Source organism: Variovorax sp. 350MFTsu5.1 (assembly GCF_048302515.1).
Classification (GTDB): Bacteria; Pseudomonadota; Gammaproteobacteria; order Burkholderiales; family Burkholderiaceae_C; genus Variovorax; species Variovorax guangxiensis.
Genome location: NZ_CP157620.1, coordinates 6,280,260 through 6,297,697 on the forward strand (window position 1 = coordinate 6,280,260; position 17,438 = coordinate 6,297,697).

At 68.8% G+C, this 17,438-nt stretch carries 16 protein-coding genes; 2 read left to right on the forward strand and 14 right to left on the reverse strand.

Annotated elements, in window-relative coordinates; genetic code table 11:
* The first annotated feature begins 1 nt into the window (after window position 1).
* Window positions 2-553 carry a TPM domain-containing protein gene (locus ABL843_RS28540; RefSeq protein ID WP_184642105.1) on the forward strand — a complete coding sequence of 184 codons (552 nt, stop codon included), beginning with the start codon at window positions 2-4 and terminating at the stop codon, window positions 551-553.
* Here ABL843_RS28540 and pdeM read toward each other — a convergent pair.
* Window positions 550-1,152 (reverse strand): ligase-associated DNA damage response endonuclease PdeM, encoded by a 603-nt coding sequence (pdeM, locus tag ABL843_RS28545; protein ID WP_418120534.1) that lies wholly within the window; start codon window positions 1,150-1,152, stop codon window positions 550-552. The genes ABL843_RS28540 and pdeM overlap by 4 nt on opposite strands.
* A gap of 146 nt (window positions 1,153-1,298) precedes the next feature.
* On the opposite strand from pdeM, the gene trxC reads away from it, so the two are divergent.
* Window positions 1,299-1,748: a thioredoxin TrxC gene (gene trxC, locus ABL843_RS28550; RefSeq protein ID WP_126025119.1), complete on the forward strand. Its 450-nt coding sequence runs from the start codon at window positions 1,299-1,301 to the stop codon at window positions 1,746-1,748.
* Window positions 1,749-1,750: 2 nt separating this feature from the next.
* On the opposite strand, the gene ABL843_RS28555 is transcribed toward trxC, so the two are convergent.
* The 13 genes from ABL843_RS28555 to ABL843_RS28615 form a co-directional block, all read right to left on the reverse strand.
* Window positions 1,751-4,525 carry a ligase-associated DNA damage response DEXH box helicase gene (locus ABL843_RS28555; RefSeq protein ID WP_418118176.1) on the reverse strand — a complete coding sequence of 925 codons (2,775 nt, stop codon included), beginning with the start codon at window positions 4,523-4,525 and terminating at the stop codon, window positions 1,751-1,753.
* The gene (locus ABL843_RS28560; protein WP_418118177.1) at window positions 4,522-6,177 is read right to left on the reverse strand and encodes an ATP-dependent DNA ligase; all 1,656 of its coding nucleotides are present in this window, start codon (window positions 6,175-6,177) and stop codon (window positions 4,522-4,524) included. The genes ABL843_RS28555 and ABL843_RS28560 overlap by 4 nt, the downstream gene beginning before the upstream one ends.
* Window positions 6,174-7,304 carry a ligase-associated DNA damage response exonuclease gene (locus ABL843_RS28565; RefSeq protein WP_418118179.1) on the reverse strand — a complete coding sequence of 377 codons (1,131 nt, stop codon included), beginning with the start codon at window positions 7,302-7,304 and terminating at the stop codon, window positions 6,174-6,176. The genes ABL843_RS28560 and ABL843_RS28565 overlap by 4 nt, the downstream gene beginning before the upstream one ends.
* Window positions 7,305-7,381: 77 nt before the next feature.
* Window positions 7,382-7,912: a DUF3617 domain-containing protein gene (locus ABL843_RS28570; protein WP_418118180.1), complete on the reverse strand. Its 531-nt coding sequence runs from the start codon at window positions 7,910-7,912 to the stop codon at window positions 7,382-7,384.
* 77 nt (window positions 7,913-7,989) lie between these two features.
* The gene (locus ABL843_RS28575; RefSeq protein WP_418118182.1) at window positions 7,990-8,697 is read right to left on the reverse strand and encodes a phosphatase PAP2 family protein; all 708 of its coding nucleotides are present in this window, start codon (window positions 8,695-8,697) and stop codon (window positions 7,990-7,992) included.
* A gap of 25 nt (window positions 8,698-8,722) precedes the next feature.
* Complete coding sequence (locus ABL843_RS28580) at window positions 8,723-9,889, reverse strand: Gfo/Idh/MocA family protein (RefSeq protein ID WP_418118183.1); 1,167 nt, start codon at window positions 9,887-9,889, stop codon at window positions 8,723-8,725.
* A gap of 148 nt (window positions 9,890-10,037) precedes the next feature.
* Window positions 10,038-11,000, reverse strand: a complete 963-nt coding sequence (locus ABL843_RS28585) for a substrate-binding domain-containing protein (protein WP_126025125.1) — start codon at window positions 10,998-11,000, stop codon at window positions 10,038-10,040.
* 43 nt (window positions 11,001-11,043) lie between these two features.
* Window positions 11,044-12,081, reverse strand: a complete 1,038-nt coding sequence (locus tag ABL843_RS28590; RefSeq protein ID WP_418118184.1) for an ABC transporter permease — start codon at window positions 12,079-12,081, stop codon at window positions 11,044-11,046.
* A complete protein-coding gene (locus ABL843_RS28595; RefSeq protein WP_418118185.1) occupies window positions 12,038-13,573 on the reverse strand; it encodes a sugar ABC transporter ATP-binding protein in 1,536 nt (511 codons plus the stop codon). The genes ABL843_RS28590 and ABL843_RS28595 overlap by 44 nt, the downstream gene beginning before the upstream one ends.
* A gap of 11 nt (window positions 13,574-13,584) precedes the next feature.
* Window positions 13,585-14,754, reverse strand: a complete 1,170-nt coding sequence (locus tag ABL843_RS28600; RefSeq protein WP_126025128.1) for an ROK family protein — start codon at window positions 14,752-14,754, stop codon at window positions 13,585-13,587.
* Between the two features lie 229 nt (window positions 14,755-14,983).
* A complete protein-coding gene (locus ABL843_RS28605; RefSeq protein WP_019657634.1) occupies window positions 14,984-15,403 on the reverse strand; it encodes a F0F1 ATP synthase subunit epsilon in 420 nt (139 codons plus the stop codon).
* Window positions 15,404-15,415: 12 nt separating this feature from the next.
* The gene (gene atpD, locus ABL843_RS28610; RefSeq protein ID WP_126025129.1) at window positions 15,416-16,816 is read right to left on the reverse strand and encodes a F0F1 ATP synthase subunit beta; all 1,401 of its coding nucleotides are present in this window, start codon (window positions 16,814-16,816) and stop codon (window positions 15,416-15,418) included.
* Between the two features lie 146 nt (window positions 16,817-16,962).
* Entirely contained in the window at window positions 16,963-17,358 is a 396-nt protein-coding gene (locus ABL843_RS28615; RefSeq protein ID WP_126025130.1) for a hypothetical protein, read from the reverse strand.
* Window positions 17,359-17,438: the final 80 nt, after the last annotated feature.

Sequence of the window (17,438 nt, forward strand, 5' to 3'; positions counted from 1 at the left end):
GATGCAAAGCACCAACACGAAGCCCTCTGGCAGCGAAGCGGGCCTCTTCACCAAGCTGGGCCGCATCTGGCGCCATCGCTGGATCGATGAATCCGAGGTGCGCCGCGCGATTCCTGCGGCAGCGCTGGAGCGCCTCGCGGGCCGCGTGACCGCGAGCGAGCGGCGCCACAGCGGCGAGATCCGCATCTGCGTCGAAGCCGGCCTGCCGATGTCCTACCTGTGGCGCCATGCGCCGCCGCGCGAACGCGCCGTGACGCTGTTCGGCAAGCTGCGCGTATGGGACACCGCACACAACAACGGCGTGCTCATCTACCTGCTGCTGGCCGAGCACGCCATCGAGATCGTGGCAGACCGGGGCATCGACGCGCATGTCGACGATGCCGAATGGGCCGCGATGGCACAGCGCATGAGCGCGGCCTTCCGCGAAGGCCGCTTCGAGGACGGGCTCACGCAGGCGCTGGAAGAGATTTCCGCGCTGCTGGTCGAGCACTTTCCGCTGGCCGAGGGCGAGCTCGACGTGAACGAGTTGCCCGATGAACCGGTGGTGCTCTAGCAGCCATCGCGCGGTGGCACAGCCCACACCGCGTCGCCACCAACCGCATGAAAGCGTCGCCCCGGCGCAGATTCCATCAGCCACCCGCCCGTGAACTCGCCGAAGGCCGGCAGCACGGCCTGCTGCCCGTCGCTCGCGAAGCACGGCAGCCGCACGCTGTCGCGCCCTCGCCCCTGAAGCCTGCAGACCGGATGCAGATGCCCCGCGAGCACGAAGTGCGTGGCATGCACCTGCGGATGGTGGCAGCAGGCGAAAGGGCCCAGCAGGAAAGGCTCGTCGACCACCTCGATGCCGAGTTCCGGCGGCGGATCGCCCGCACGGCTGTCGTGGTTGCCGCGCACCAGGGTCATGGCAATGGCCGCGTGGAGCGAACGCCAGGCCTCTACGGCGGCCAGCACCGTGCGCGCCTGCGCCGCATGCAGGAAGTCGCCTAGGAAAACGATGCGCTGCGGCTCATGCTTCTGGATCAGCACATCGAGCCGCGCGAGGTTCTGCTGCGTGGTCCCGCCCGGCACCGGCTGGCCGAGCGCGCGATAGGTCGCGGCCTTGCCCAGGTGCAGGTCGGCCACGAACAGCACGCGCCGGCCGGGCCACCACAGGGCACGCTCGGGCAGCAGGTGCAGCAGCTCGCCCGCCCAGTGCACGGCGAGCGGCGAGTTGGATGTATCGGGGGATGTCACCCGGCCAGTGTCGCAAAACCTGCGATTGCCTTGCAAAGGCCCTCCAGAGCCCCCATTTGCCTGCCATGACCGAATCGCCCCCGCTGCACATCGTCTGCCCGCACTGCCACACGACCAACCGCGTGCGCGCGGCGCAGCTGGGCAGCGCCCCCGACTGCGGCAGCTGCCACCGCCCGCTGTTCACCGGCCATTCGACGGCGCTGGCGGATGCCGCCACCTTCGACCGCCACATCGCCCGCAACGAGATTCCGGTGCTGGTCGATTTCTGGGCGCCCTGGTGCGGCCCCTGCCGCCAGATGGCGCCGGCCTACGAGCAGGCCGCAGCCCAGCTGGAGCCCTACGTGCGGCTCGCCAAGGTCGACACCGAGGCGGTGCCCGCGCTGGGCGCGCGCTTCAACATCCGCAGCATCCCGACGCTGGCGCTGTTCCGCGGCGGCCGCGAGGTGGCGCGGCAGGCCGGCGCGATGGGCACGGCCGACATCGTGCGTTGGGTGAAGGCGCACGGCGCGGGCTGAGACTAGAGCGGCGGCAGCGGCCTTGACGGCCGCGGCGGCCGCCGGCGGTCGCGCCGCTGGCTCACCGGCTTCGGCGGCTTGCCCGGCCCTTCTTGCCCGAAGGCCAGCGTTCCCTTCACGCGCTCCACGCCGCCGGCCGTGACCGCGCCGCCCGCGGCCTTCTCGAGCTGCTCGACCATGCGCGCGATGCGGTCGGCCACGTTCTCGTTCGACAGCTTCTCGCGGAACAGTTCCACCATCAGCGGAAACGAGAACGGCGTGGGCCGTGCGAGCGGCTTCAGCACCAGCCGCTGCATGGCGATGCGCTCGAGGCTTGCGCGCAGGCGGCCGATCTCGAGCTCCTGCGCGAGCAGTTCCTGCTCGGCCTGCAGCAGCAGCCTGTTGCCGGGATCGTACTTGCGGAACACCTCCCAGAAGAGCGACGACGAGGCCTGCAGCTGCTTGCTGCTGCGCTTCTCGCCCGGATAGCCCTGGTAGATGAGGCCCGAGACGCGCGCGATCTCGCGAAAGCGCCGCTGCGCCAGCTCGCCGGCGTTGAGCGATGCCAGCACCTCGTGCAGCAGCGCCGCGCGCTGGTCTTCGCCCTCGCCCTGCGGCAGCGTCAGCACCCGCGGCAGCAGCGCCGGCCAGTCGACCTCGGTCGCGCTCAGCAGCTCGAAGCCGTAGTCGTTGACCGCGATCGAGAAGGTGCGCGCCTCGTGCTGCGCGACGCGCCACGCCAGGAGGCTCGCGAGCCCCAGGTGCACGTGCCGGCCCGCGAAGGGATACAGGAACAGATGCGATCCCTCGCGCGTGCTCAGGGTTTCGGCCAAGAGCGTCTGCGGCGTGGGCAGCGCCGACCACTGCTGCTGTATCTCCAGCAGCGGGCGCACGCACTTCAGTTCGGGCGAGTCGTAGCGACCTTCGCCGGCCTGCGCGAGCTGCTGCACCACCGCGTCGGCCAGGGTGTTCGACAGCGGCATGCGTCCACCGCCCCAGCGCGGCACCGCGGCACGCTTGCCGCTGGCGCGCCGCACCCAGGCCGTCATGTCGTGGATGCGCACGAGTTCCAGCATGCGGCCGCCGAACAGGAAGCAGTCGCCGGGCTTCATGCGGGCGACGAAGCTCTCTTCCACACTGCCGATCTTCGAGCCGCCGACGTATTGAACCGAGATGCTCGCATCGCTCACGATGGTGCCGATGTTCATGCGGTGCCGCCGCGCGAGCCGCGCATCGGGCACGCGCCAGACGCCCTCGGCATCGGGAACCACGCGCTTGTAGTCCGGGTAGGCCGCGAGCGACGGGCCGCCCTGCGCCACGAACTCCAGGCACCACTGCCAGTTCTCGCGCGCGAGGCTTTCGTAGGCCGCCGTGCCGCGCACTTCCTCGTAGAGGTCGTCGGGCACGAAGCCGCCGCCCAGCGCGACCGTCACCAGGTGCTGCACCAGCACGTCGAGCGGCTGCTCGGGCGAATGGCGCGCCTCGATGTGCCCGGCCGCGATGGCGACGCGCGCGGCCGAGCCTTCCACCATCTCCACGCTGTGCGTGGGCACGAGCGTGATGCGCGAAGGCCGCCCCGGCGCATGGCCCGAGCGGCCCGCGCGCTGCAGCAGCCGCGCGACGCCCTTGGGCGAGCCGATCTGCAGCACGCGCTCCACCGGCAGGAAGTCCACGCCCAGGTCGAGGCTGGAGGTGCAGACCACCGCCTTGAGCTCGCCGCTCTTCAGGCCCAGCTCCACCCACTCGCGAACCTCGCGGTCGAGCGAGCCGTGATGCAGCGCGATGAGGCCCGCCCACTCCGGCTTTGCTTCGAGCATCGCCTGGTACCAGATCTCAGCCTGCGAGCGCGTGTTGGTGAAGACCAGCGTGGTGCTGCTCGCGGCGATCTCCTCGATCACCTGCGGCAGCATCGTGAGGCCCAGGTGGCCGCCCCACGGAAAGCGCTCGGCGACGCCGGGCAGCAGCGAATCGATGACCAGCTTCTTCGGCACCTGCCCCTGCACCAGCACGCCCGCTTCATGGCCCAGCAGCGCATGCATCGCCTCGTGCAGGTTGCCCAGCGTGGCCGACATGCCCCAGATCGCGAGGCCCGGGTTCCAGCGCTTCAGCCGCGCGAGCGCGAGCTGCAGCTGCACGCCGCGCTTGTTGCCCAGCAGCTCGTGCCATTCGTCGACCACCGCCATGCGAACGTGGCCGAGTACCTCGTGCGCATCGGCGCGCGCGAGCAGCAGCGAAAGGCTTTCGGGCGTGGTGACGAGCACCGTGGGCAGGCGCTGGTTCTGCGCGCTGCGCTCGGCGGAGGTGGTGTCGCCGCTGCGCGCGCCGGCGCTCCATGGATGCACCTCGGCGCCGAGGGCTTCCAGCGGCTGCTGCAGTGCGCGCAACGTGTCGGCCGCCAGCGCGCGCATCGGCGTGAGCCACAGCACGGTGAGCGGCTCGGCAACAGGCCGTGCGTTCGTCGATGCGGCCGCCTTGCGCGCCCGCACGAAGGCCTGCAGCGCACCCAGCCACACGGCGTAGGTCTTGCCAGCGCCGGTGGTGGCATGCAGCATGCCCGAGCGGCCATCGGCGATTGCCTTCCAGACCTCGCGCTGGAATTTGAAGGGCTTCCATCCGCGCGCGGCGAACCATGCATCGAGCGCGGCCTTGACCGCCTTGCTCCTTCCCCCTCTGGGGGAAGGCGGGGATGGGGGCACGCGACCTTCAACAGACTGCTCCCCCGAGATACGCCGCGTGCCCCCACCCCTGCCCTCCCCCAGAGGGGGAGGGAGCGAAGCGGGATCCTTCGGGCTGGTCATGCGGGCAACAACGCAGCGAGCGTCTGCAAGGTATCGGCCTCCTCGACCGGCTTGTCCTCGCGCCATCGCAGCATGCGCGGAAAGCGCACCGCGATGCCGCTCTTGTGCCGCGTGCTGCGCGCGATGCCCTCGAAGCCGAGCTCGAACACCAGCGTGGGCTTCACGCTCTTCACTGGCCCGAAGCTCTCTACCGTGGTCTTGCGGATGATCGCGTCCACGCGCGCCATCTCGGCATCGGTGAGGCCCGAGTAGGCCTTGGCGAAGGGCACGAGCCTGCGGTCCTCCTGTCCGGGCGGGCCGTCCCACACGGCGAAGGTGTAGTCGCTGAAGAGGCTGGCGCGCCGGCCGTGGCCGCGCTGCGCGTAGATCAGCACCGCGTCGATGCTCAGTGGATCGATCTTCCACTTCCACCAAACGCCCACGTCCTTGGTTCGGCCCACGCCGTACTGCGCGTCGCGGCGCTTGAGCATCATCCCTTCCACGCCCATGGTGCGTGCCGCTTCGCGCTGGCGCGCGAGGTCGGGCCAGTCGGCCCCGGTGAGCATCGGGCTGGGCAGCAGCGAGGGGTGGCCCATGCGCGCCACCAGCTCGTCGAGCAGCACTCGGCGCTGCGACTGCGGCAGCGCGCGCAGGTCGCGCCCCTCCCATTCGAGGATGTCGTAGACCAGCAGCACCACCGGTATGTCGCGCAGCAGCTTCGCACCCAGCGTCTTGCGGCCGATGCGCTTCTGCAGCTCGGCGAAGGGCTGCACGCGGCCCTCGCGCCAGACGACGATCTCGCCGTCGAGCACCGTGCCGTCGGGCAGCGCCTCGCCGAGCGTGGCGAGTTCGGGGAAGCGCTCGGTCACCAGTTCCTCGCCGCGCGACCACACCCACGCCGCGCCCGCGCGCTTGACCAGCTGCGCGCGGATGCCGTCCCATTTCCATTCGACGATCCAGTCCGAGGGCGGCCCCAGCACCGCGTCGAACTGCTCCAGCGGCAGGTTGAAGGGATGCGCAAGGAAGAAGGGGTAAGGCTGGCCGCTGGTCTTCTGCTCCTGCTCGCTGCCCGTCTCGGGTGCGATGAGCGCCTGGTAGTCGGCGGCCCGGGGCCGCCCGCCGATGTGCGTGTAGCCCATGAGCCGCTGCGCCACGCGCTTGGCGTCGATGCCGCCCACGGCCGCGAGCGCCTGCGTGACCTGAAGCTTCGACACGCCGACGCGGAACGCGCCGGTGATGAGCTTGAAGTACACCAGCCGCTCCTCGAGCGCGAGCTGCCGCCACTGCGCGCGCAGGCGGTCGGCCAGCTCGTCGGGCGCGTTCTTCGCGGCATCGCGCAGCGGCAGCAGGTGCTGCTCGACCCATCCGGCAAGGCCCAGGTCGTGCGCGTCGGTGGGCGGCGGCAGCAGCAGCGCGATGGTCTCGGCCAGGTCGCCGACCGCGTCGTAGCTCTCGTCGAACAGCCACTCGGGCAGGCCCGCCGCCTCCTGCGCGAGCAGCCGCAGCAGCTTGACGGGCACCAGCTGGCGCGGCTTGCCGCCGGCAAGGAAGTAGACGGCCCAGGCGGCGTCAGCCGCATCGGCTTCTCGCAGGTAGCGCTGCAAGGCGGCCTGCTTGGCGAGGTTGGAGGTGCTGGCGTCGAGCTCGTGGTACAGCGCGGCGAAGGCCTTCATGGCATCTCTCCTTCCCCCTCTGGGGGAAGGTTGGGATGGGGGCTCTCGGCCTCCCCATCGAGCGCCGCCTGCCCCCTCCCCTGCCCTCCCCCAGAGGGGGTGAGAGTCTCTTGATCATCTTCATCGCCGTACTCGGTTTTGAACGACTGCGCATCGAGGCCGTTCTCGCTGAGCCACCGCACCATCACCTGCACGCTGCCATGGGTGACGAAGACCCGCTCGGCACCCGTGCCGGCGATGGCCTGCTGCAGGCCGGGCCAGTCGGCATGGTCGGACATCACGAAGCCCCGGTCCACGCCGCGCCGCCTGCGCGTGCCGCGCAGCTGCATCCAGCCGCTGGCGAAGGCGTCGGCGTAGTTGCCGAAGCGCTTCATCCACGGCGAACCCTGTGCCGAGGGCGGCGCGAGCACCAGCGAACGCTTCAGCAGCGCGGCATCGACGCCTTCGTCTCCCACGCGCAAGGTCGGCGGCAAGGCCACGCCGGCCGCCCGGTAGACGGCGTTGAGCGGCTCCACCGCGCCGTGCACGACGATGGGACCGATGCTCGCGTCCACGCCGTGCAGGATGCGCTGCGCCTTGCCGAAGGCATAGCAGAACAGCACCGATGCGCGGCCGGCTTCGGCGTTGGCGCGCCACCATGCGTCGATCTGCGCGAACAGCACCGGCTGCGTCGGCCAGCGGTAGACCGGCAGGCCGAAGGTCGACTCGGTGATGAAGGTGTCGCAGGGCACCGGCTCGAACGGCGGGCAGGTGCCGTCGGGCTCCGTCTTGTAGTCACCCGAGGCCACCCACACGCGCCCGCCGTGCGCGAGCCGCACCTGCGCCGAGCCCAGCACATGGCCCGCAGGGTGCAGCGAGACGCGCACGCCGTGGTGCTCGATGGCTTCGCCGTAAGGCAGCGTCTGCAGCGCGATGTCGCGTCCCAGGCGCGCGCGCAACGTGCCGGCGCTGTCGGTGTGGGCGAGGTAGTGCCCGTGCCCGGCGCGCGCGTGGTCGGAATGCGCATGGGTGATGACGGCGCGCGCCACCGGCCGCCACGGGTCGATGTAGAAATCGCCGGGCGGGCAGTACAGGCCCTCGGGCCGGGCGACGACGAGGAGGTCTTCTTCCTGCTTTGCGGGAGGCATGGCATGCCATCGTAGGCGCTGCCGGGGTTTGGCGCCGCCGAACGACGGGCGCAAAGCGTTGTGGGCGGGCTCCTACCCTAGGGTCGCTTCGGACGGTTCTTCGCCATGTCGAGCACATTCATCTTCATGCCGTTGGGCATGACCATGTCGCCCGGCTTCTGGTCGGCCTTGCAGGGGCCGATCCATTTGGCCTCCATCACGCTGTGGCCCTCGGCGCGGCCCATCAGCGGCGGGCTGTAGCTCGACTTGCTCTCCATGCGATAGGCGGTGCCGAAGTCACCGCTCATCACCGCGTGCGATGTGGCGACGGTGTTGCCGATCTTGCAGACCGAGTCCATGACCAGCTTGCCGCCGTCCGAGCTCAGCTCCTGCTTGGAGCACAGGTCCTTGCCCATGCCCTGGCCCATGTCGCGCAGCGCCTTGTCGCTGGCCGCGTCGATGCATTGCTGCATGGTCTGGCCTGCTGCGGCGTCCTTGCCGCCGCTGCCGTCCCCCGTCCGGATCTCCCAGAGGCCTGGCTTGCGCGCGGGAAAGTCGAGCGCGAGCGCCGGCACTGCGAGGGCACCGGCCGCCAGGCAGGCCACGGCGGCGGAAAGACGGATGTTCATGGCGGGCTCCCCCGGCGGTGTACGGCGATGCCCGGTTTTTACCGCGCGCGCCGCCGCGGCGGTATATCGCGATCGGCCTACGCCGGAACAGCCGCCGTGCCGCGCCGCCTCGTGGCGGCGCCGAACGCCACCCCCAGGGCGAAGCCGCCGAGCACGTCGATCAGCACGTGCTGTCGCACCGCCATCGTCGAATAGACGATGGCGGCGGCCCAGGCCACGTTGACGGCGCGCAGCCAGAGCGGCGCCCCCACCGCCCGCAGTTGCCGCGCCAGCACCACGCAGCTGAACACCGAGAACGACACATGCAGCGAGGGAAAGGCGTTGCCGGCCGAGTCGACCATCTTGAGGAACTGCAGCGAGGTGCCCGGCGTGGTCTCGACCACGAAGTTGGGAATCGCCGTGGGCATGAACCAGAACACGAGCAGCGCCAGCAGCGTCATGGCTGCGCAGCCCAGCGAGAAGCCGGTCAGTTCGCGCATGTCCCTGGCCAGCAGCACCGGCAGCGCGATGTAGCCCCATAGCGATAGATACACCGGCAGCAGCCACGGCCAGAAGGCGATGAGCCGGTCGACGGGCGTGAGGGGCAACACCCAGGCCTGGCCCGCGTTCTTCATGATCCAGAAGTACAGCGGGAAGAAACCGAGCGTGGCGACGGTGTTGCCGACCAGCTTCAGGGGGAACAGCGTGATGCTGCGCTTCCACAATGCCGCGAGCCATGGCGGCACCATCGAGGAAGACGATGCGGAAGAAGACGAGGATGTTGCGTCGGACGCGGGAGGTGTCATGGAGGCCTGGGCAGCGCGCCGCGCGCTACCAGGGCGTCCACTTTAATTCGCTTTTCGCCGAAGCCACCGTGCGCTCGATGAAGCGCACGCCGCGCGCGCCGTCCTCCACGCGCGGATAGTCGGCCGCCAGCGGGTCGGCCACGCGCCCTTCGAGCCTTGCGCGGATGTCCGCCGCCACGCCCGCGTACACGTTCGCGAAGGCTTCGATGAAGCCCTCTGGGTGCCCGGCCGGCAGCCGGCTCGCGCGTTTCGCGGCTTCGCACAGCCAGGAAGCGCCGCGCGTGAGCACCTGCAGCGGCCCGTCGTGCGGCAGATGCACCAGCCGGCTCGGTTGCTCCTGGTGCCATTCGAGCGTGCCAAGCGTGCCCGACACGCGCAGGCGCAGGTCGTTCTCCAGGCCGGTGTTGATCTGCGAAGCGATGAGCACGCCGCGCGCGCCGCCCTCGAAGCGCAGCAGCAGGCTGCCGTCGTCGTCGAGCATGCGGCCCGGCACCAGCGCGCCGAGGTCGGCGCACAGGCTCTCGATGCGCAGCCCGGTGACGGTGGCCACGAGGTTCTCGGCATGCGAGCCGATGTCGCCGATGGCGCCGGCCGCGCCGCTGCGCGCGGGGTCGGTGCGCCAGTCGGCCTGCTTGTTGCCGCCGCTGCCCTCGACGTGGCTCGCAAGCCAGCCCTGGTTGTATTCGACGACGACCTTGCGCACCTCGCCGATGAGGCCCGAGCGCACCATCTCGCGCGCCTGCCGGACCATCGGGTAGCCGGTGTAGTTGTAGGTGACGCCGAACACCGTGCCCTTCTTCGCGACCGTAGCGACCAGCGCGTCGGCCTGCTCGCGCGTGTGCACCAGCGGCTTGTCGCACACCACATGGAAGCCCGCCTCGGCGAAGGCCTGCGCTACCGGGAAGTGCACATGGTTGGGCGTGACGATCGACACGAAGTCGATGCGCTCGCCCTCGGGGCGCTTCAACTCGTCGGCCAGGAGCGCCTGCCAGTCGCCGTGGTTGCGATCGTCGGCCAGGCCGAGGTCGCGGCCCGAGGCGCGCGCCTTCCCGGGGCTGGACGAGAGCGCGCCCGCGACGAGCTCGATCTGCCCGTCGAGCGCCATGGCCTTGCGGTGCACGGCGCCGATGAAGGCATCGCGGCCGCCGCCGACCATGGCGTAGCGCAGTTTGCGAGGAGGTGTGTCGCTCATCAATCGTCTCGGTGTTCGTGGTAACTGTCCCTCTCCCTCTGGGAGAGGGCTGGGGTGAGGGCATCGGCGGTTGCACGCGCACAGCCTTTGCCATCGCCGTCGACCCTCACCCCAGCCCTCTCCCCGAGGGGAGAGGGAGCAAGACGCCTCAGAAAGGCGAATTGGGGTGGTAGAAGTCCTTGGCGTTTTCCTTGGTGATGAGCACCGAAGGAATGATCGTGGTCGCCGGCAGCTTCTCGCCCTTCAGGCGCGCTTCTGCCGTGAGCTTGATCGCGTCGTAGATGAACTTGGGCGAGTAGCTCACGTCGGCCGTGATGCGCTTGTCCTTGCCGTCCATGATGGTCTTGACCATGCCCTTGGCGCCCGCGCCGCCGAAGATGATCTTGATATCGTCGCGCTTGGCCTGCTCGATGGCCTTGAGCACGCCCACGGCCATGTCGTCGTCGGCGGCCCAGATGGCGTCGATGCTCTTGAAGCGCGTGAGGTAGTCCTGCGTGACCTTGAAGGCGTCGTCGCGGTTCCAGTTGGCGTACTTGGCGTCGAGCAGCTTGATGTCAGGGCTGTTCTTGAGCACCGCGTTGAAGGCATCCATGCGCTCGTTGTCCAGCGTGGTCGCGATGCCGCGCAGCGCCACCACGTTGCCCTTGCCGTTCAGCTGCTTCACGATGTATTCGGCCGGAATCTTGCCGAAGGCCGTGTTGTCGCCGGCCACGTACGCATCCTGTGCGCTGGTGTCGGTGAGGCCGCGATCCACCACGGTCACGTAGGCGCCCTTGGCCTTGACCTGTGCCACGGGCTTGGTCAGCGCTGCGGATTCGAAGGGGAACACGACCAGCGCGTTGATCTTGGTGACCGTCGAAAGGTCCTGCAGCTGGTTGGCCTGCTCGGGCGCGTTGGCGGCCGTCTTGATGGTGATCTTCAGGTCCTTGTGTTCCTTCTCCAGGTCCTTCTTCGCCTGGTTGGCCCAGTAGTTGATGCCGCCCATGAAGCTGTGCGTGGCGGCCGGAATCGAAACGCCGAGGTTGACCTTCTCCGCGGCGAGCGCGGGCAGGCTGGCGAACGCGGCGGCGGCAACCGCCGTGAGTGCGAGGCGTCGGGTGAAAGTCGTCATGCTGGATGTCTCCTCTTGGTTGATGGAACGGAACGGGAAAGAACTAGCGCCGGCCGCGCTGCAGGAACGCGACGATGATGATCACGAAGCCCTGCACCGCGGCGTTGAGGTACACGCTGATGATGCTGGTGAGGTTCAGGATGTTGCTGATGACCGAGAGCAGCACCGCGCCCACCACCGTGCCGGTGATGCTGCCCGCGCCGCCCTTGAGCGCCGTGCCGCCCACGATCACCGCGGCGATGGCTTCGAGCTCCCACAGCAGGCCGGTGGTCGGCGAGGCCGAGCCGAGGCGCGGCACGTACAGCAGCGTCGCGATGCCCACGCACACGCCGAGCAGCACGTAGGTGAGGATCTTCACGCGGTCGACGTCCACCGCCGCGTAGCGCGCCACCTGCTCGTTGGAGCCGATGGCCTGCACGTAGCGTCCGTAGGCCGTGCGGTTGAGGATGATGCCGCCCACGATGGCGACGATCACGAACACCCACACCGGCACCGGGATGCCCGCGAGGCTCGCGTAGTACACGGGCGCGTAGAGGTCCGACAGCTCGTTGTCGAGCGTGAGCGCGCCGCCATCGGCGAAGTACGTGAGGTACGCGCGGAAGATGCCCAGCGTGCCCAGCGTCACGATGAAGGGCTCGATGCGCCCCTTGGTGATGAGCAGGCCGTGCGCCAGCCCGAACACCGCGCCGAGCACCACCGCCAGTACCGCGCCCATCACCACCGCCAGCAGCGGCGAGCCCGAGGCCGGGCCGGCCCAGTTGATGAACATGATCACGCTGCCCGCGATGAGCGCGGCCATCGAGCCCACCGACAGGTCGATGCCGCCGGAGATGATCACGAAGCACATGCCCACCGCGATGATGCCGATGAAGGCCGTGCGCGTGAGCACGTTCATCGCGTTGTCGACGGTTGCGAAGTCGCCGTTGAGCAGCGTGCCGGCGATGCACAGCAGCACCAGGCCGATGACGGGGCCCAGGCCATGCAGGCGCTCTGTCCAGCGCGGCGCGGTCTCGCTGCGGTGCTGCTGCTGCGCGGCTTCAAGCGTGCGCGGCGGAGGTGGTGTCTGCTGTTCCGGTGGCATGAGCTATCAGCTCCTCTTCTGTCAGATGGTCAGCGTCGAGCGTGGCGACGATGCGGCCTGCCCGCATCACCGCGACGCGGTGGCACAGGCCGATCAGCTCCATCAGCTCCGACGAGACGACGATCACCGCAAGCCCTTCGCGGGCGAGTCGCTGGATCAGGAAATAGATGTCGCGCTTGGCGCCCACGTCGACGCCGCGCGTGGGCTCGTCGAGCACCACCACCTTCGGCCTGGGCTGCAGCACCTTGGCAAGCGCGAGCTTCTGCTGGTTGCCGCCCGACAGCGACGAGGCCTTCACGTCGAGCGAGCCTGTGCGGATGCCGTAGTCCTTCACCGCCTCGGCCAGCGCGCCGCGTTCGGCCTCGGGCTTGAGCCAGGGTTGCGCGTAGCGCTCGAGCGCCATGAGCGTGAGGTTCTGGCGCAGGCCGAAGTTGACATGCAGGCCCTTGCCCTTGCGGTCTTCGCTCAGGTAGGTAAGGCCGTGCCGCGCCGCGTCGCGCGGATTGCGCCAGCCCTTGCCGTGGGGCACGGGCTTGCCCAGCATCTCGACGCTGCCGCCGCTGGCGGGCCGCAGGCCCAGCAGGCCCTCGAAGAGCTCGGTGCGCCCCGCGCCGACGAGGCCCGCGAAGCCGAGGATCTCGCCGGGGCGCACCTCGAAGCTCGCGTCCTGCGCCCAGCCGGGCACGCTGAAGCCTTGCACGCGCATGGCGGGCTCGCCGGACGTCGTCACCGCATCGCGCGGCGGGTACAGGTCGGCCAGTTCGCGGCCCACCATCAGGTTGGCCATCTGCTGGCGCGTGACATCGGCCGTGGGCGCGCGCGCCACGAAGCGGCCGTCGCGCATGACGATGACTTCGTCGGTCACCTGCTCCACCTCGTCGAGCTTGTGCGAGATGTAGACGATGGTCACGCCGTCGGCGCGCAACTGGGCGATCAGCTTGAAGAGGCGCTCGGTCTCGCCGGGCGTGAGCGTGGCGGTGGGCTCGTCCATGACGAGCAGGCGCGCGCGGCGGGCGATGGCCTTCGCGATTTCCACGAGCTGCTTCTCGGCGACGATGAGCTTGCGCACCTTGGTGCGCGGGTCGATGTTCAGGCCTACGGCCGCGAGCGCGGAGGCGGCGTCGCGCTCCATGGCGGCATCGTCGAGCAGCCAGCCTTTCTTCTTTTCATGGCCGAGAAAGATGTTCTGCGCCACGTTCAGGTCTTCGGCGAGGTTGAACTCCTGGTGGATCAGCACGATGCCCAGCGCCTCGGCGTCGCGCGAGCTCGCGAACTGCCGCGGCTGTCCGTTTATCTTCAGAGCGCCGCCGGTGGCCGACTCGTAGCCCGACAGGATTTTCATCAGCGTGGACTTGCCCGCGCCGTTCTCGCCGAGCAGGCCGTACACGTGCCCGGGCGCGAGCGCGAAGCTCACGCCGTGCAGCACCTGCACCGGGCCGAAAGCCTTCACGATGCCGTCGAACTCGACGGCGACGCTGCCTTTGCCGCTCATGCTCGCATCGGTCACGGCGCCACCCCGCGTGCCTTCAGCGTTTCCTGCATCGCGAGCACGCCCGCGCCGATCAGGCCGCCCTGCATGCCCAGCGGCGTGTACTGGATCTCCAGGTGCCGCGTGGAAAGCGCCAGCGAGCGCTGGTACACGCTCTGCCGCACGGCAGCGAGGAACAGCGGCCCGATGCGCGTGATGCCGCCGCCGATGAACACGTGCGACGGATTGAAGAAGTTGACGACCGAAGCGAGCATCTGCCCGATCAGGCTGCCGGCGCGCTGGATGATGGCGTTGGCAGCCGTGTCGCCGCCGCGGCTGGCCTGGCCCACGTCGATCGCGTCGATGCGGCCGTGCTGGCGCAGGACTTCGGCCAGCGCGGCGCTCTCGCCGGCCTCGGCGGCCTGCACCGCCATGCGAGTGATCGCCGGGCCGGCGGCCATTGCCTCGACGCAGCCGAGGTTGCCGCAGTGGCAGCGCGGGCCTTCCTGGTCGACGCAGATGTGGCCCACGTCGCCGGCCGAACCGGCGGCGCCGCGGTACACCTCGCCATGGCAGACGATGCCGCAGCCGATGCCCGTGCCGATCTTGATGACGAGGAAGTTCTGCAGCGAGCGCCTCAGACGCCACAGCTCACCGAGCGCCATGAGGTTCACGTCGTTGTCGACGAAGACGGGGGCGGCATAGTCCTCGCGCAGGTAGTCGCGGATCGAGAAGCTGTCCCATGCCGGCATCAGCGGCGGGTTCACGAGCTGGCCGATCTCGAAGTTGACCGGGCCGGGCACGCCGATACCGATGCCGAGCACGTCCTTGGGGCCGTGGCCACAGCGGGCCAGCAGCTCGCGCATCAGCACGCGCACACGGGCCAGCACGACCGCTGGGCCCTCTCGCACGTCGGCGGGTTCGTCGTGCTGGGCGAGCACGCTGAGGTCGGGCCGCAGCACGGCCACGTCGAGGCTGGTGGCGCCGATGTCGACGCCGACGAGCACGCCGAGTGCGGCATGCAGCTGGAGGTTTTCGGGGCGTCGTCCGCCCGACGAGCGCTGCAGGCCGGCTTCCGCCAGAAGGCCCTGGTCGACGAGGCCGGCGATCAGCCCGTTGGCCTTGCTCTTGGAAAAGCCCAGCTGCTCCGCCATGGCATGGCGCGAACCGCCGGCCGACCAGAAGGTCGTTTCCAGCAAACGCATTTCGTCCGCAGTGATGCCACTCCAGGGTGCCACGCGCCTTGTCTCCGGTGTTCTTTGTCTTGCGCCAGCGGTCATTGCCGCTGGACGAAGGCGAATACTAGGTGGCGGGCTTCAGCCGGACAAGGCCGAACTTCGACCTAATTCAGGCCAAATTACAACGATGCCAGGCGCACGGTGGACGAAAAAAAGCCGCCTCGAAGGGCGGCTTCTTGTGCTCCGACGAAGGAGCTTATTTTTTCTGACGGTACTTGCGCAGCGCCGCGATCTGGGCGGCCATCACGGCCAGCTCGGATTGGGCCATCGCGATGTCGATGTCGCTCTTCGCGTTCTTCAGCGCTTCTTCTGCTGCGGCCTTGGCCTGGTTGGCCTTCTCGTCGTCGAGGTCCTTGCCGCGGATCGCGGTGTCGGACAGCACGGTGACTGCGTTGGGCTGCACTTCGAGAATGCCGCCGGCCACGAAGACGAACTCTTCCTTGCCGTCGGCGGTTTCGATGCGCACGGCGCCGGGGCGGATGCGCGTGATCAGCGGGGTGTGGCGCGGGAAGATGCCGAGCTCACCGGCTTCACCGGGCAGCGCGACGAACTTGGCTTCGCCCGAGAAGATCGACTCTTCCGCGCTGACCACGTCCACATGGATGGTGCCTGCCATGGTGATTCCTTCTTAAGCGACCTTCTTGGCCTTCTCGAACGCTTCGTCGATGGTGCCGACCATGTAGAACGCCTGCTCGGGCAGGTGGTCGGCCTCGCCGTTCACGATCATCTTGAAGCCGCGGATGGTTTCGGCCAGCGGCACGTACTTGCCGGGCGAGCCCGTGAACACTTCGGCCACGTGGAACGGCTGCGACAGGAAACGCTGGATCTTGCGGGCGCGGGCCACGGCCAGCTTGTCTTCCGGAGCCAGTTCGTCCATGCCCAGAATCGCGATGATGTCGCGCAGTTCCTTGTAGCGCTGCAGGGTGCCCTGCACGGCGCGGGCCACGTTGTAGTGCTCTTCGCCGACCACGTTCGGGTCGAGCTGGCGCGAGGTCGAGTCCAGCGGGTCCACGGCGGGGTAGATGCCCAGCGAGGCGATGTCACGCGACAGCACCACGGTGGAGTCCAGGTGGGCGAAGGTGGTGGCAGGCGACGGGTCGGTCAAGTCGTCGGCGGGAACGTACACGGCCTGGATCGAGGTGATCGAGCCGACCTTGGTCGACGTGATCCGCTCCTGCAGGCGGCCCATTTCCTCGGCCAGCGTCGGCTGGTAGCCCACGGCGGAAGGCATGCGGCCCAGCAGCGCCGACACTTCGGTACCGGCCAGCGTGTAGCGGTAGATGTTGTCCACGAAGAACAGAACGTCACGGCCTTCGTCGCGGAACGACTCGGCGATGGTCAGGCCGGTCAGCGCCACGCGCAGGCGGTTGCCCGGGGGTTCGTTCATCTGACCGTAAACCATCGACACCTTCGAGTCCTCGAGCTTCTCGAGGTTCACGACGCCGGAGTCGGCCATCTCGTGATAGAAGTCGTTGCCTTCGCGGGTACGTTCGCCCACGCCTGCGAACACCGACAGACCCGAGTGAGCCTTGGCGATGTTGTTGATGAGTTCCATCATGTTCACGGTCTTGCCCACGCCGGCGCCACCGAACAGGCCCACCTTGCCGCCCTTGGCGAACGGGCAGACAAGGTCGATCACCTTGATGCCGGTTTCCAGCAGGTCCTGCGAAGGCGACAGTTCGTCGTACGCGGGAGCCTTGCGGTGGATGGAAGCGGTGAGCTCCTGGCCCACGTCGCCGCGCTCGTCGATCGGGCGGCCCAGCACGTCCATGATGCGGCCGAGGGTGGCCTTGCCGACCGGCACGGTGATGGGAGCGCCGGTGTTGGTCACGACCAGGCCGCGACGCAGGCCGTCGGACGAGCCCAGTGCAATGGTGCGCACCACGCCGTCGCCGAGCTGCTGCTGAACTTCGAGGGTCAGCCCGCCGCCTTCGAACTTCAAGGCGTCGTAGACCTTGGGCATCTGGTCACGCGGGAACTCCACGTCGACCACGGCGCCGATACATTGGACAATTTTTCCTTCAGCCATGGCGTTTCCTTCTGGATGGATCTCAATAAATTTGCGACAGGTTCTTGCAGAAGCGTCCTGCTGCCAAAACGGGCCGCTTTTGCAAGAAAGCCGGACAGGCCGGCATCCTTGAATTTCTCTTTGCAGTCTTCGCTGTCAGTACTTCATCAGCACTTCATGGCCGTCGCCTGTGCGGCGAAAGCGTCCGAAGCAGCCTTGCAGGCCTGGCCCAGTGCAGCCTTGTCGGCGCCCATCGAAGCCCAGGTGGCCTTCGTCTGGTCGAGGCTTGCCTTCATGGCGTCGGCAGCAGCACCGCTTTGCGAAGCGACGCAGGTCTGCACCTTGGCCAGGTAGTCGTTGCATTCCTGCGGCAGATCGGCGGCGGATGCCGTCGGAGCTGCGGCGGGAGCAGCCGCCGGCGCTGCTGCAGGAGCGGGCGCGGGTGCCGGAGCGGGCGCAGCAGGTGCAGCGGCGGGAGCCGGTGCAGGCGCGGGCGCCTCTTCCTTCTTGGAGCAGGCGGTCAGAGCGGCAGCAACAGCCACCAGAGCAAGCATCTTCTTCATTTTGCGCAGAGTCCCCTAAAAAAGGCCTTGGGTTATCAGGAGCGCGGAACGCCCCTGATCAGCAACGCGGCCTGTTGCAT

Bases quoted from the DNA above. Each gene is read 5' to 3' on its own strand.
- ABL843_RS28540 (WP_184642105.1), top strand. From the start codon at position 2: ATGCAAAGCACCAACACGAAGCCCTCTGGCAGCGAAGCGGGCCTCTTC.
- trxC (WP_126025119.1), top strand. From the start codon at position 1,299: ATGACCGAATCGCCCCCGCTGCACATCGTCTGCCCGCACTGCCACACG.
- ABL843_RS28555 (WP_418118176.1), bottom strand. From the start codon at position 4,525: ATGACCAGCCCGAAGGATCCCGCTTCGCTCCCTCCCCCTCTGGGGGAG.
- ABL843_RS28560 (WP_418118177.1), bottom strand. From the start codon at position 6,177: ATGAAGGCCTTCGCCGCGCTGTACCACGAGCTCGACGCCAGCACCTCC.
- ABL843_RS28565 (WP_418118179.1), bottom strand. From the start codon at position 7,304: ATGCCTCCCGCAAAGCAGGAAGAAGACCTCCTCGTCGTCGCCCGGCCC.
- ABL843_RS28570 (WP_418118180.1), bottom strand. From the start codon at position 7,912: ATGAACATCCGTCTTTCCGCCGCCGTGGCCTGCCTGGCGGCCGGTGCC.
- ABL843_RS28575 (WP_418118182.1), bottom strand. From the start codon at position 8,697: ATGACACCTCCCGCGTCCGACGCAACATCCTCGTCTTCTTCCGCATCG.
- ABL843_RS28580 (WP_418118183.1), bottom strand. From the start codon at position 9,889: ATGAGCGACACACCTCCTCGCAAACTGCGCTACGCCATGGTCGGCGGC.
- ABL843_RS28585 (WP_126025125.1), bottom strand. From the start codon at position 11,000: ATGACGACTTTCACCCGACGCCTCGCACTCACGGCGGTTGCCGCCGCC.
- ABL843_RS28590 (WP_418118184.1), bottom strand. From the start codon at position 12,081: ATGCCACCGGAACAGCAGACACCACCTCCGCCGCGCACGCTTGAAGCC.
- ABL843_RS28595 (WP_418118185.1), bottom strand. From the start codon at position 13,573: ATGAGCGGCAAAGGCAGCGTCGCCGTCGAGTTCGACGGCATCGTGAAG.
- ABL843_RS28600 (WP_126025128.1), bottom strand. From the start codon at position 14,754: ATGCGTTTGCTGGAAACGACCTTCTGGTCGGCCGGCGGTTCGCGCCAT.
- ABL843_RS28605 (WP_019657634.1), bottom strand. From the start codon at position 15,403: ATGGCAGGCACCATCCATGTGGACGTGGTCAGCGCGGAAGAGTCGATC.
- atpD (WP_126025129.1), bottom strand. From the start codon at position 16,816: ATGGCTGAAGGAAAAATTGTCCAATGTATCGGCGCCGTGGTCGACGTG.
- ABL843_RS28615 (WP_126025130.1), bottom strand. From the start codon at position 17,358: ATGAAGAAGATGCTTGCTCTGGTGGCTGTTGCTGCCGCTCTGACCGCC.